Below are 12,708 nucleotides of genomic sequence, written 5' to 3' on the forward strand. Positions count from 1 at the left end.
GTACGTCCCCATTTTTCAAGCAACAAAAAAGCGGGCAAGCCCGCTTTTCTGGTCTGTGGGCCAATCAGCCCAGCGCGTTCTTCTTGGTGCTGGCCTGCCGCTTCTTGGCCCGCTTGATGGTGCCGCCTTCGGTGACGCGCTCGTTGCCCTTCAGCATGACCTTGCTGACGGTCGGCTTCTTGGTGCCGCTGGCGCTGGGCTTGACGATGGTGACCATGCGCATGCCCTTGCCGGTCTTGGTGGTGCGGGCTTTTTCGGCTTCCTTCTTCGGGCGGTACAGCACCAGCAGCTTGCCGATGTGCTGGACCGGCGCGGCTTCGAGCTGCTCGCAGATCGTTTCGTACATCTCGATGCGGGCTTCGCGGTCGTCGCCGAACACGCGGACCTTGATCAGGCCGTGGGAATCCAGTCCCAGTTCGATTTCCTTCATGACGGCTTCGGTCAGGCCGGCTTCCCCAATGAGGACGATGGGCTTGAGCGCATGGGCTTCCGCGCGCAGGGCGCTGCGCTCAGCAGGGGTGAGGTTCAACATAATGATTTTTGGTGGTTCCTTTAAAAGCAGTATTCTACGCGAATGGCAAAGAACAAATTAAACAAAAACTGGTTGCACGACCACATTAACGACCCGTATGTGAAGGCGGCCCAGAAGGATGGCTACCGCGCCCGCGCGGCCTACAAGCTCAAGGAGATCGACGAGGACGAGAAACTGATCAAGCCCGGGCAGGTGATCGTCGACCTCGGCTGCACCCCCGGCAGCTGGGGCCAGTACACGCGGCGCAAGCTGGCCGGCAAGGAAGGCGGCGGCATCAACGGCACGATCATCGGCCTGGACATCCTGCCGATGGAACCGATCGCCGACATGCATTTCATCCAGGGCGACTTCCGCGAGCAGGCCATCCTCGACCAGCTGGGCGAGGTGCTGCAGGGCCGCAAGGCCGACCTGGTGCTGTCGGACATGGCGCCCAACCTGTCGGGCATCGCCACGGCCGATGCCGCGCGCATGGAAGACCTGATCGACCTGGCCATCGAATTCTCGCAACTGCATTTGAAACCAGGCGGGGCCTTGCTGGTGAAATGCTTCAAGGACATGGGTTTTTCGCAAATCGTCGAGAAATTCCGCCACGAGTTCAAGACGGTCGCGCAGAAAAAGCCGAAGGCCAGCCGCGACAAATCCTCGGAAATCTTCCTGCTCGGCCGTGGACTGAAGCATCCGGCGCAAAATTGACGCGAATTTGCGGTTTGCTTGCGCCAACCGGTGGAAAAAATCGCCGGATGGCCTTGTATTCCGCACGCCGAGCCGCACATCGGCCCCAGGCGGCGCGCGTTGCGCGCGATCCGCGCAAAATCGCGCCGATTCGGTGGCCGATTTTGATGTTTTGATACGTGCGCTGCTGCTTTCGCGCACCTTTAGGCCGCTTTGTAGCACGCTTTGGCCTAATGCGGGTAAAATCGGATTTCTGCTACAGGTAACAGGTGCGCGAGCATCCAAGGAGTTTTCGTGAATAACATGTTTTCCAAATCCGCCATATGGGTTGTCGTAGCCCTGTTGTTGTTCATGCTGTTCAAGCAGTTTGACAACCACAGCATCTCCGGCGGCAGCAAGACCATTGCGTATTCCGACCTGTTGGATGAGATCAAGGCGAAGCGCATCAAGGACCTCGTCATCGAGGGCAATACCATCACCGCGACGAAAACGGACGATACGCGCGTGCGCACCACGTCCACCTATCTCGACCGCGGCCTGATCGGCGACCTGCGCGACAATGGCGTGCGCTTCGACGTGCGTCCGCCGGAAGAGCCGTCGTTCCTGCAGCAGGTATTCGTGTCGTGGTTCCCGATGCTGCTGTTGATCGGCGTCTGGATCTTCTTCATGCGGCAGATGCAGGGCGGCGGCAAGGGCGGGGCGTTCTCGTTCGGCAAGTCGAAGGCCCGCATGCTCGATGAAACCAACAATACCGTCACGTTCTCGGACGTGGCCGGCTGCGACGAAGCCAAGGAAGAAGTGACGGAGATCGTCGACTTCCTGAAAGACCCGACCAAGTTCCAGAAACTGGGCGGCCGCATTCCGCGCGGCGTGCTGATGGTCGGTCCTCCGGGTACCGGTAAAACGCTGCTGGCGCGTGCCATCGCCGGCGAAGCGAAAGTGCCGTTCTTCTCGATCTCGGGCTCCGACTTCGTTGAAATGTTCGTCGGCGTGGGTGCGTCCCGCGTGCGCGACATGTTCGAGAACGCCAAGAAACATTCGCCCTGCATCATCTTCATCGACGAGATCGACGCGGTCGGCCGTCACCGCGGCGCCGGCATGGGCGGCGGCAACGACGAGCGCGAACAGACGCTGAACCAGCTGCTGGTGGAAATGGACGGCTTCGAGGCTTCGTCCGGCGTCATCGTGATCGCCGCCACGAACCGTGCCGACGTGCTGGACAAGGCGCTGCTGCGTCCGGGCCGCTTCGACCGCCAGGTCTCCGTGGGCTTGCCGGATATCCGCGGCCGCGAACAGATCCTGAACGTGCACATGCGCAAGGTGCCGATCAGCACCGACGTGAAGGCCGACATCCTGGCTCGCGGCACTCCGGGCTTCTCCGGCGCCGACCTGGCCAACCTGGTCAACGAGGCCGCGCTGTTCGCCGCGCGCCGCAACAAGCGCCTGGTGGACATGCAGGACTTCGAGGATGCGAAGGACAAGATCTTCATGGGTCCGGAGCGCAAGTCGATGGTGATCCGCGAAGAGGAACGCCGCAACACGGCGTACCACGAGTCGGGCCACGCCGTCGTCGCCAAGCTGTTGCCGAAGGCCGACCCGGTGCACAAGGTCACGATCATGCCGCGCGGCTGGGCGCTGGGCCTGACCTGGCAGCTGCCGGAACATGACCGGATCTCCGGCTACAAGGACAAGATGCTGGAAGAAATCTCGATCCTGTTCGGTGGCCGTATCGCCGAGGAACTGTTCGTGGGCCAGATGTCCACGGGCGCATCCAACGACTTCCAGCGCGCCACCAAGCTGGCCCGCTCGATGGTGACGAAGTTCGGCATGTCCGATTCGCTGGGTGTGATGGTCTACGAGGACGAGCAGAACGAAGGCTTCCTGGGCGGCACGAACAAGACCATTTCGGAAGCGACGCAGCAGAAGGTCGACGCCGAAATCCGCAAGATCCTCGACTCGCAGTATGCGCTGGCGCGCAAGCTGCTCGAGGAAAACCGCGACAAGGTTGAAATGATGACCAAGGCGCTGCTGGACTGGGAAACCATCGATGCCGACCAGATCAACGACATCATGGCCGGCCAGGAGCCGCGTCCGCCGAAGGCTGGCGTGACGCTGCGCAAGCAGCCCAGCGGCGACGGCCCGACCGCTTCGCCGAACGCGACCGCGCCGGCTTAAGCTGCGCCATCGCATGTCGTGACCTGAAGGGTGAGGAGCGATCCTCGCCCTTTTCATTTGTGGAAAACATGCCCCAGATTCCCTTCGGCCGCTACACGCTGCCGGCCAACCGTGCCCTCGTCATGGGCATCCTGAACGTCACCCCCGATTCATTTTCCGATGGCGGCAAGTTCGCCGCCCTGGACTACGCGCTGTCGCATGCCGAGCAGATGATCCGCGACGGCGTCGATATCATCGATGTCGGCGGCGAGTCGACACGCCCTGGTGCGCCCGTGGTGCCCGCCGAGGAGGAAATGCGCCGCGTGCTGCCGGTGCTGTACGCGCTGCGCGAATGCGGCACGCCCGTCTCGCTGGACACCTACAAGCCGGCGCTGATGAAGGAGGCCGTGCTGGCTGGCGTGGACATGATCAACGACATCAATGCGTTCCGCGCCCCCGGTGCGATCGAGGCCGTGCGCGACAGCGATTGCGCGCTCTGCATCATGCATATGCTTGACAAACCTGCAACTATGCAGGATAAACCTGCCTATGACGATGTCGTACTGGAAGTGACGGCGTTCCTGCGCGAGCGGATCGATGCACTGACGGCGGCCGGGATTGACCGGGGTCGTCTGTGGATCGATCCCGGCTTTGGTTTCGGCAAGACGGTCGAGCATAATTATGCCTTGCTCAAGGCCGGCAGGCGCCTTATCGGCGAGCTCGGCGTCCCGCTGCTGGCGGGGCTGTCGCGCAAGTCGATGATCGGCGCCGTCACCGGCAAACCCGTCGAGGGACGGCTGGCCGGCAGTATCGGCGGCGCGCTGGCCGCGGTCGCCCATGGAGCCGGCATCGTACGCGTGCACGACGTCGCCGAAACGGTCGACGCATTGAAAGTCTGGCACGCAGCCCAATAACTTAACTGAAGAGAACAACATGGCACGTAAATATTTCGGTACCGATGGTGTCCGTGGCCTGGTCGGTGAAGCGCCGATCACGCCGGACTTCGTGATGCGCCTGGGTTACGCCGCCGGCAAGGTGCTCGCGCGTACGGCCACGGCGGGCACGGCCCGCCCCACCGTCCTGATCGGCAAGGACACGCGCATTTCCGGCTACATGCTGGAGGCGGCACTGGAAGCGGGTTTCGCAGCGGCCGGCGTGGACGTGATGCTGGCGGGCCCGATGCCCACGCCGGCGATCGCCTACCTCACGCGCGCCCTGCGCCTGTCGGCCGGCGTGGTGATCTCGGCTTCGCACAACCCGTACCAGGATAACGGCATCAAGTTCTTTTCCGAGCAGGGCACGAAGCTGCCCGATTCCGTCGAACTGGCCATCGAGGCGCAGATCGACCAGCCGATGGCGTGCGTGGCGCCCGAAAAACTGGGCCGCGCCAAGCGCCTGGAAGACGCCCAGGGCCGCTACATTGAATTCTGCAAGAGCACGTTCCCGAACGAGCTGGACCTGCGCGGCCTGAAGATCGTGGTCGACAGCGCCCACGGCGCCGCCTACAACATCGCTCCGCACGTGTTCCACGAACTGGGCGCCGAGGTGATCCCGATCGGTAACAAGCCCGACGGCTTCAACATCAACGACGCCCACGGCGCCACCGCCCCGAAGGCCATGGCCGCCGCCGTGCTGGCGCACGACGCCGACCTGGGCATCGCCCTGGACGGCGATGCCGACCGCCTGATCATGTGCGACGCGAACGGCCGCCTGTACAACGGCGACGAACTGCTCTACGTGATGGTGATGGATCGACTGGCCACCGGCGAAGTGAAGGGCGCCGTCGGCACCCTGATGACCAATATGGCGCTCGAGGTGGCGTTCAAGGAAAAGGGCATCGGTTTCGCGCGCGCCAAGGTGGGCGACCGCTACGTGCTGGAAGTGATGAAGGAGAAGGGCTGGATCCTGGGCGGCGAAGGCAGCGGCCACCTGCTGGCGCTGGACAAGCACACGACCGGCGACGGCATCGTCTCGGCACTGCAGGTGCTGTCCGCCCTGAAGCGCAGCGGCCAGACGCTGGCGCAGATCGCCGGCGAGCTGGAAATGTTCCCGCAAACCCTGATCAATGTGCGCGTGCCGGCGGGCTTCGACTGGCAGCAGAATCCGGCGATGGTGGCCGAGAAGGACCTCGTGGAACGCGAACTGGGCGACGCCGGCCGCGTGCTGATCCGCGCCTCCGGTACCGAGCCGCTGATCCGCGTGATGGTCGAAGCGCGCGATGCCCACGTGGCGCAGAAATGCGCCCGGCGCATCGCCGACAAGGTCGAGGTGCCGCAAGCCGACGCGGCCTGATCGAGGGAGGCAGACCGCCGCCGTACGACGGTGCGGCGACAGGCGTGCACCGCCGACCTCGATTGACGCTCGGCATGCCGAGCGGTTATCATTTTGCTCCCACAGCGGGCCGCGGCCCGCTGTTCGCTTCTCCGGGACGGGTTGTTTCCTTCCCTTCCGCCGCATTCTGCCCATAGCTCAGCTGGATAGAGCAACGGCCTTCTAAGCCGTAGGTCGCTGGTTCGAACCCAGCTGGGCAGGCCAGTTTCACCAAGGGTTTCTACTGCCGGCCCTTGTGTTCAGTCCGCTCGTTCACATTTGCTTACCATCGAAACACCGCCGTTGCGCGTGTCAGCCACGCCCGGCGATATGCTGAACTTGCCCGCATGGAGCGGCGTCAGCGAAGGTAAAGCAATGCACCAACAACACGACACCCGGGAACCCATTTTTCGCAGCGACGAAGCCACCGCGGCCATCATCGAGGAAGCACTGCGCCTGTGCGCGAGCGAAGGCATCGATGGCGCGATCCGCTACATGGAACAGCGCGCGCTGGATCGTTCGACGATCCTGCGAGTGCTGTGCTCGCCGAAGTTCCGCCGCAACCGTGCGTCGCACTGACGCAACGACAATGTTTACCACTCAACAGTTGTCGTCGTTATAATGGCACGCTTCTGATTTGGAGGTGCCATGTCCGAGATCCGCTTTTCCAACAACTACCGCGACCTCTCCCAGTCGTCCGGCGTCGATGCGGGTTTCCAGTTCGAGTTCTATTGCGAGCGCTGCAGCGACAGCTGGCGCACGCACTACAAGCCGTATCGCAGCGGCCAGGCATCGGGCTGGATCCAGAAGGGGGCGAGCATCTTCGGCGGCTTGCTGGGCAATGCCAGCACGGTGGTGAGCGGCATGGCCCAGGCCGGCTGGCACAGCGCCCGCGACGAAGCGTTCAAGGAAGCGATCGCCGACGCGAAACAGCACTTCAACCGCTGCGGCAATTGCCACGACTATATGTGCGGGCCGTGCTTCGACCCTGCGACGGGCCTGTGCTTCAATTGCGCGCCGAACGTGCAGGTGGCGATCACGCGGGCGCGCGCCCAGGGCGAGGTGCGCAGCGCCGCGGCGCGCGCCGACACCGAAGGCGAGAGCCGCGGCACGCGCCACGACGTGAAGCAGGACATGCAACTGGTGTGCCCCCAGTGCCGCGCCGAGACGCATGGGGCGAAGTTCTGCCCGGAGTGCGGCTACAAGATGGCGCAGCAGGTGCCTTGCACCGCATGCTCCACGCTGCTGCAACCGGGCACGAAGTTCTGCACCGAGTGCGGTCACCGGCAAGCCTGAGTGGGGATCGCCTTACAGGGCGGCGATGCCGTCCCTGACCAGGCCCGCCGCCAGCAGCAGCATCACGGCACCGGTCATCGCCTCGATGCATTTCCAGGCCGCCGGCCGCGCCAGCACGCCGGCGAAGCGGGCGGCCGCGAAGCCCAGCATGCTGAACCACAGCAGCGATGCCGTCATGGCGCCGGCCGAGAAGGCGGTGCGTTCGTCCGCCGGGTAGCGGCCACCGATCGACCCCAGCAGCACGACGGTGTCCAGGTAGACATGCGGGTTCAGCAGCGACATCGCCAGCACGCTGGCGAGCGCGGCGGCAGCCGTGCGCGGCGTGGCGGCGCCGCCGATGTCGAGCCGGTTCGCCGACAGCAGCCCACGCCAGCTGCGCAAGCCATACCACAGCAGGAAGGCGGCGCCGCCCCAGCGCGCCAGGGCCAGCAGCAGCGGCGAGCCTTCGATCATCCCGCCCGCACCGGCCACGCCCGCGCCGATCAAGATCACGTCGACCACGATGCACGCGGCTACCGTGAGCGCCACGTGGCTGCGCTGCACGCCCATGCGCAGCACGTGCGCATTCTGCGCGCCGATCGCCATGATCAGGCTCGCACCCAGCCCCAGCCCGCTCAGATACACCTGTGTCGTCATTTCGCTCCCCTGAAAGCCGTCATTGTCGTGGCTGGCGCGAAGAAGATGAAGCTGAGTTAATATATTTCAGGTTTCATTAAATTTGCTTAACTCATGATGGATACCCGGCATTGCCAGGCCTTCCTGGCGGCGGCCGAGACGGGCAGTTTCGAGCTCGCCGCAGCCCAGCTGAGCATCACGCCGTCCGCGATATCGCAGCGCATCGCGGCACTCGAGACTGCGCTCGGTTCACCGCTGCTGGTCCGCAGCCGGCCGTGCCGCACGACTGCGGCCGGGCAACGCCTGCTGGTGCACCTGCGCCGAAGCAGGCTGATGGAAGAAGAGTTCCTGGCCGGCCTGCACGACGAACCGGCCCCGCTGCGCGTGCCCATCGCCGTCAACAACGACACGCTCGACACCTGGCTGCTGCCCGGCATCGCCGACTTCCTGCAGCGCGAGCGGCTTACGCTCGACATCGTGCTCGACGAGCAGAACTACACTTATGCGTTGCTGGAAAAAGGGGAGGCCGTTGCCGGCGTATCGAGCGAGGCCAAGGTCATGCGCGGTTGCGTCGTGCAGCCGCTGGGCGTGATGCGGTACCGGATGCTCGCTTCCCCGGCGTTCGCGGCCCGCTGGTTCCCGCGCGGCTTCGAGCGCGCCGCGGCCCTGCAGGCACCGGTCCTGGTGTTTTCGCGCAAGGACAGGCTGCAGTCCGATTTCATCCAGGCCGAACTGGGGTTAATGCCTGGTAGTTATCCGATGCATCATGTGCCGGCCAGCGCGGCTTTCCTCGATGCCGTCAAGCTGGGCCTCGGCTATGGCATGGTGCCCGTGGAGCAATACGGCAGTGCCCTCGAAACGGGAGAGTTGATCGATCTCGTCCCCGGCAAATTCACCGACGTGCCCTTGTACTGGCATGCCTGGCGGGTGCAGTCGCCCGCGCTGGAGCGCCTCGGCCAGGCAGTCGTGGCGGCCGCGAGGAGGTCGCTCCTGCCGCCGTGATGGCGTAAAAAAAGCCGGACACTGTCCGGCTTCTCGTCGACTTCCCTATGCCATCAATAGGTATAGAACATCCGCTGGATCTCGGCGGTATTGTTCGTCTTGGTCAGCGCCAGCATCAGCAGGATGCGCGCCTTCTGCGGGTTCAGCGTATCGGCGGCAACGAAATCGAGCTCGTCGTCGTTCGCTTCGCCGTTGCGGGCCAGGATGCCCTGGCCGACGCGGCTGGCGCGCACGATGAAGGTACCTTTCTTGCGGGCCGCGATCAATGCCGGCTTGACGCGGGCTGCCAGGCTGCCGTTGCCCACACCGGCGTGGATGATGCCCTTCGCGCCGGCGGCAATGAAGGCGTCCAGCGCCACGGGGCTCATGTTGGCGTAGCCGTACACGATGTCGACCTGGGGCAGGGCGTTCAGGTTGGCGATATCGAACTCCGTGTCGACCGTGTGCTTGCGGGCCGTGGTGCGGTAGAAGAACGGCTTGCCGCCCTGGATGTAGCCGGCCAGGCCCAGTTCGGGCGTCTTGAAGGCGTCAGGCGTCGAAGTATTGGTCTTGCTCACGTCGCGTGCGAAGTGGATCTGGTCATTGAAAGCCACCAGTACGCCCTTGCCGACGGCATCGCGGCTGCCGGCGATGGCGACGGCGTTGTAGAGATTGATCGGACCATCGGCGGACAATGCCGTGGACGGGCGCATGGCGCCAACCAGCACCACCGGCTTGCGGCTCTTGACGACCAGGTTCAGGAAGTAGGCCGTTTCCTCGGTGGTGTCGGTGCCGTGCGTGATCACGATGCCATCCACGTCGGACTGCGCCAGCAGGGCGTTGACGCGCTTGCCCAGGGTCAGCCAGTGCTCGTTCGTCATGCTTTCGCTGGCGATCTGGAATACCTGTTCACCCTTGACGTTGGCGACCTTCGCCAGCTCCGGCACGGCCGCGATCAGCTGGTCCACGCCGATCTTGGCGGCCGTGTACCCGACGGTGGTGGTGCTGGTGGCGCCCGTGCCGGCGATGGTGCCGCCGGTCGCCAGGATCATCACGTTCGGGCGCGTCTGCGCGTGTGCGCCCGTCAGGACGAACAGCAGTGCGGCCAGCGCGAGGAAGAAGTGCGACAGATGCGGCGACAGGTTCGCAATCCTCAGTTTCGACATGGAATCTCCCTTTTTAGGAATAGTAAAAAGGCGAATATTATACGAATCGCATTCGAATACAAGCTTGCCGGCCGCGGGTAGTTGTAAAAAAGCCCCTCGCATTATGTTTTCCAAACAATTGGACAATCACCGCTTTCGAGTCCAATTTCTGGATCGTGTTTATCCTCTGATAGAACGGCAGTTGGAGTCCGGGCTTGTCCCGGTTCTTGGACTGCCGTCGGTAATGCACGAACCTGGTTGCGGCACATCGCCGCATGGCACGGAGAGGGGCGTTTTCGGGGAGGACGAGGCACCGGTGCACCCGTGGCGCCGCGATCGCCGGGCAAGCCGCACGAGGAGTACCGCGGCGATGCCGAATTCTGTTTGTCCCGAAAGATTCGATACCGTCGATGATTTACCCGGCGGCCGCTTGTTTCAGCCGCTATTGCAATAATGACGGCATGCCGCCGGAATTAAACAGCCCGGGTTCCGTTCAGCGCGTGACCCGGGCCTTGCGTGATTGGCGAACTTGAACGCCCGGATTATCCGGTCGATTCGCCAGCCTGGATTATCTCGGCTGTCAGCCGAGCTTGTTGTCGGTCTTGCGGCGTGCCGTGAGGGCCAGCAAGCCGATGCCGACGCCGAGCATCGCAAAGGTGCTGGGTTCCGGCACCGGCGCCAGGTTCAGCGTGCCGGAATAGATGCCGCCGGTGCTGGCGAGGGGCGTGTTGCCCGTGACGGTGAAACCGTAGGAACCGGCCACCAATGCCTCGACCGGATAGAATTCGATGCCACCCTCGGTGGTGAACACCGTTTCCAGATTGGTACGGGTGCCATCTTCGGCTTGCCAGAAGAACTGGATGCCGGTGATGGCGTAAGCGTCCATGCGGACGCCGTCGATCGCGGTCCGGCCGACGACCGCGGTGCCGCTGGCCCACGACGTGGTGTCCACGTCGAACAGGTAAGTGTCCAGGTTGGCCTCTTCGGACCATGCATGCGCGCCGCTGAAATCGGCGTTGCCGTCGGCATTGAAGGTGAGGGTGGTTTGAGCGGACGCAGCGCCAGAGGCAAGCAGACCTGCGGTAAGCAGCAGGGAGCCTGCCACCTTGTTGAACAAAGCTTTCTTCATATTTACCCCTTGACTCGTTTATTGTTACGAAGTAATAGCTCCTTGTCGGCACGCTCGTAAACTGTTGATCGCTGAAAAAAACATAAGTTTACAAACTTGCTAACCTTGTCAATATAGCTTTGCCTCCGCGCGTTTTACTTCACTAATGAAAGGTGCGGCGCGGCGGCCGGCCCGCGCAGGGGCGCGGCGAAGCGCCGGCGAAACGTCAAGAAATTTCTTTTATTGCGGCGTTGCGTCGGTCGCACGGCGGTCGCCCCTTTCGTTGATTTGTATAATCCCGGCCATGGATATCAACTCCGACGACCTCCTGACCTTCGTGACCGTGATCGACAGCGGCTCGCTGAGTGCCGCCGCGGTGCACCTCGGCCAGACCACGTCGGGCGTCAGCCGTGCATTGGCGCGCCTGGAAGACAAGCTGCAGACGTCCCTGCTCACGCGTACCACGCGGCGCATGGAATTGACCGAGGAAGGGCAGCTGTTCCTCGAGCGCGCGCGGCGCATCCTGGCATCGATCGAGGAAGTGGAAGAATGCATCCGCATCCGCCGGCAGCAACCGGCGGGGCGCCTGTGCGTGGATGCGGCATCGCCTTTCATGCTTCACTGCATCGTGCCCCATGTGGCCGAGTTCCGTGCGCTGTATCCGGAGATCCGGCTGGAACTCACGTCCAACGACCGCATCGCCGACCTGATCGAGCATCGCACCGATATCGCGATTCGCATCGGCACGCTCAACGACTCCACGCTGCACGCCCGGCCGCTCACGTCCAGTCCCCTGCACATCCTTGCCAGCCCTGCCTACCTCGCGCGGCATGGCGCGCCGGCCGCGCCCGAGGACCTGGCGCGCCATGCGCTGCTCGGCTTCGTGCAGTACGAACAGGGCAATGTCTGGCCGCTGCGCCATGCCGCGGGCGACAGCCTTGTCGTCGCGCCGGCCCTGGCCGCTTCGTCCGGCGAAACATTGCGCCAGCTCGCCCTGGCCGGCGACGGCATCGCCTGCCTCGCCGACTTCATGACCCGCGCCGACATCGGCGCCGGGCGCCTCGTGCCGCTGCTGGCAGCATTCAATACCGGCTACCGCCAGCAGATCCATGCCGTCTATTACCGCAACACGCAGCTGGCCCAGCGCATCAGCTGCTTCCTTGAATTCTTCCAGCAAAAGCTTTGAGCACCGCAGCTGCGGGCACGCTCGCGCTGTAGGCGCGGTCCCACATCCACACGCGCGAAAGCGCCGCAGGAACTGTTCGCTGGCGCACGGTCGCTGCAAGGGTGCGTTAATAAGATGGAGTTGCGTGATTGATGCGCGATGCAACGATCAGGATAACGAAAGCACGCCGCTCGTCCGCAGGCAAGCCGGTCGCCTCAAGCGCCGGCACCAGAATTTTTTACCAGGCAGCGAACGCACCGATAGCGTATTGGCAGATGATCGAGCGGAAGCGAGCGCGAACATGACAGGAGGTCATCATGATGACGACACAAACCAATCACCCCTCGAAAGAAGTGGTGCGTGAGTACCTGGAACGCCGGACCAGCGAAGTGGAACCGCCGCCGACGCCGGAAGAAATCCGGCGCCAGCTTGGCTGGGGCCTCGTGATGGACCAGAAGTACGACGGCAGATCCTGAACCACAACCACCATTGGGAGAGAACATGACCAACCGTATCGGCAACAAGGACGTCGCGCAGATGCGCAGCAAGGAAGAAAAGAAACGCACGCGCGCCTTCAACAAGGCCATGGAAGCGGAAAAGCAGGCCATCGCCCGCGCCAAATACCGCAACCAGGTCAAGGGCCAGAGCGCTCCGGCCGCATAAGCGGTGCCCGTCTCCACAACTCCCCACGGCGTTCGCGCCGTGGGGATTTTTTTTTCTTCGGGCCGGC

14 protein-coding genes and 1 tRNA gene are annotated in these 12,708 nt (G+C 63.6%); 11 read left to right on the forward strand and 4 right to left on the reverse strand.

Going from position 1 to position 12,708, the window contains the following annotated elements; genetic code table 11:
• Positions 1–64: 64 nt before the first annotated feature.
• Positions 65–532: a ribosome assembly RNA-binding protein YhbY gene (gene yhbY / locus V6Z91_RS18125; protein WP_338759213.1), complete on the reverse strand. Its 468-nt coding sequence runs from the start codon at positions 530–532 to the stop codon at positions 65–67.
• A gap of 42 nt (positions 533–574) precedes the next feature.
• On the opposite strand from yhbY, the gene V6Z91_RS18130 reads away from it, so the two are divergent.
• From V6Z91_RS18130 to V6Z91_RS18160, 7 genes are all read left to right on the forward strand, one after another.
• Complete coding sequence (locus V6Z91_RS18130) at positions 575–1,225, forward strand: RlmE family RNA methyltransferase (protein WP_338759215.1); 651 nt, start codon at positions 575–577, stop codon at positions 1,223–1,225.
• Positions 1,226–1,498: 273 nt separating this feature from the next.
• Complete coding sequence (gene ftsH, locus V6Z91_RS18135; protein ID WP_338759218.1) at positions 1,499–3,379, forward strand: ATP-dependent zinc metalloprotease FtsH; 1,881 nt, start codon at positions 1,499–1,501, stop codon at positions 3,377–3,379.
• A 68-nt stretch (positions 3,380–3,447) separates the two neighbouring features.
• Positions 3,448–4,272 (forward strand): dihydropteroate synthase, encoded by an 825-nt coding sequence (gene folP, locus V6Z91_RS18140; RefSeq protein ID WP_338759221.1) that lies wholly within the window; start codon positions 3,448–3,450, stop codon positions 4,270–4,272.
• Between the two features lie 19 nt (positions 4,273–4,291).
• On the forward strand, positions 4,292–5,650 hold the full coding sequence (gene glmM, locus V6Z91_RS18145) for a phosphoglucosamine mutase (RefSeq protein WP_338759224.1): 1,359 nt from the start codon (positions 4,292–4,294) through the stop codon (positions 5,648–5,650).
• A gap of 166 nt (positions 5,651–5,816) precedes the next feature.
• Positions 5,817–5,893, forward strand: a tRNA-Arg gene (locus V6Z91_RS18150).
• Between the two features lie 150 nt (positions 5,894–6,043).
• A complete protein-coding gene (locus tag V6Z91_RS18155) occupies positions 6,044–6,247 on the forward strand; it encodes a hypothetical protein (RefSeq protein ID WP_338759227.1) in 204 nt (67 codons plus the stop codon).
• A 69-nt stretch (positions 6,248–6,316) separates the two neighbouring features.
• Positions 6,317–6,964: a zinc ribbon domain-containing protein gene (locus tag V6Z91_RS18160; protein ID WP_338759229.1), complete on the forward strand. Its 648-nt coding sequence runs from the start codon at positions 6,317–6,319 to the stop codon at positions 6,962–6,964.
• A 12-nt stretch (positions 6,965–6,976) separates the two neighbouring features.
• Here the strand turns inward: V6Z91_RS18160 and V6Z91_RS18165 are convergent, their stop codons facing one another.
• On the reverse strand, positions 6,977–7,600 hold the full coding sequence (locus V6Z91_RS18165) for a LysE family transporter (protein WP_338759231.1): 624 nt from the start codon (positions 7,598–7,600) through the stop codon (positions 6,977–6,979).
• Positions 7,601–7,693: 93 nt separating this feature from the next.
• On the opposite strand from V6Z91_RS18165, the gene V6Z91_RS18170 reads away from it, so the two are divergent.
• Positions 7,694–8,581, forward strand: coding sequence for a LysR family transcriptional regulator ArgP (locus V6Z91_RS18170; RefSeq protein ID WP_338759234.1), 888 nt, complete (start codon positions 7,694–7,696; stop codon positions 8,579–8,581).
• Positions 8,582–8,634: 53 nt separating this feature from the next.
• Here V6Z91_RS18170 and V6Z91_RS18175 read toward each other — a convergent pair whose 3' ends face one another.
• Together V6Z91_RS18175 and V6Z91_RS18180 are read right to left on the reverse strand one after the other, a co-directional pair.
• Positions 8,635–9,612 (reverse strand): type II asparaginase, encoded by a 978-nt coding sequence (locus V6Z91_RS18175; RefSeq protein WP_338771919.1) that lies wholly within the window; start codon positions 9,610–9,612, stop codon positions 8,635–8,637.
• 673 nt (positions 9,613–10,285) lie between these two features.
• Complete coding sequence (locus V6Z91_RS18180; protein ID WP_338759237.1) at positions 10,286–10,834, reverse strand: FxDxF family PEP-CTERM protein; 549 nt, start codon at positions 10,832–10,834, stop codon at positions 10,286–10,288.
• Positions 10,835–11,117: 283 nt separating this feature from the next.
• On the opposite strand from V6Z91_RS18180, the gene V6Z91_RS18185 reads away from it, so the two are divergent.
• From V6Z91_RS18185 to V6Z91_RS18195, 3 genes are all read left to right on the forward strand, one after another.
• A complete protein-coding gene (locus V6Z91_RS18185; protein WP_338759239.1) occupies positions 11,118–11,999 on the forward strand; it encodes a LysR family transcriptional regulator in 882 nt (293 codons plus the stop codon).
• A 296-nt stretch (positions 12,000–12,295) separates the two neighbouring features.
• Positions 12,296–12,454 carry a hypothetical protein gene (locus tag V6Z91_RS18190; protein ID WP_338759241.1) on the forward strand — a complete coding sequence of 53 codons (159 nt, stop codon included), beginning with the start codon at positions 12,296–12,298 and terminating at the stop codon, positions 12,452–12,454.
• A gap of 25 nt (positions 12,455–12,479) precedes the next feature.
• Positions 12,480–12,641, forward strand: coding sequence for a hypothetical protein (locus V6Z91_RS18195; RefSeq protein WP_338759244.1), 162 nt, complete (start codon positions 12,480–12,482; stop codon positions 12,639–12,641).
• Positions 12,642–12,708: the final 67 nt, after the last annotated feature.

It is taken from the genome of Massilia sp. METH4 (genome assembly GCF_037094685.1).
In the GTDB taxonomy this organism is placed as follows: domain Bacteria; phylum Pseudomonadota; class Gammaproteobacteria; order Burkholderiales; family Burkholderiaceae_D; genus Rugamonas.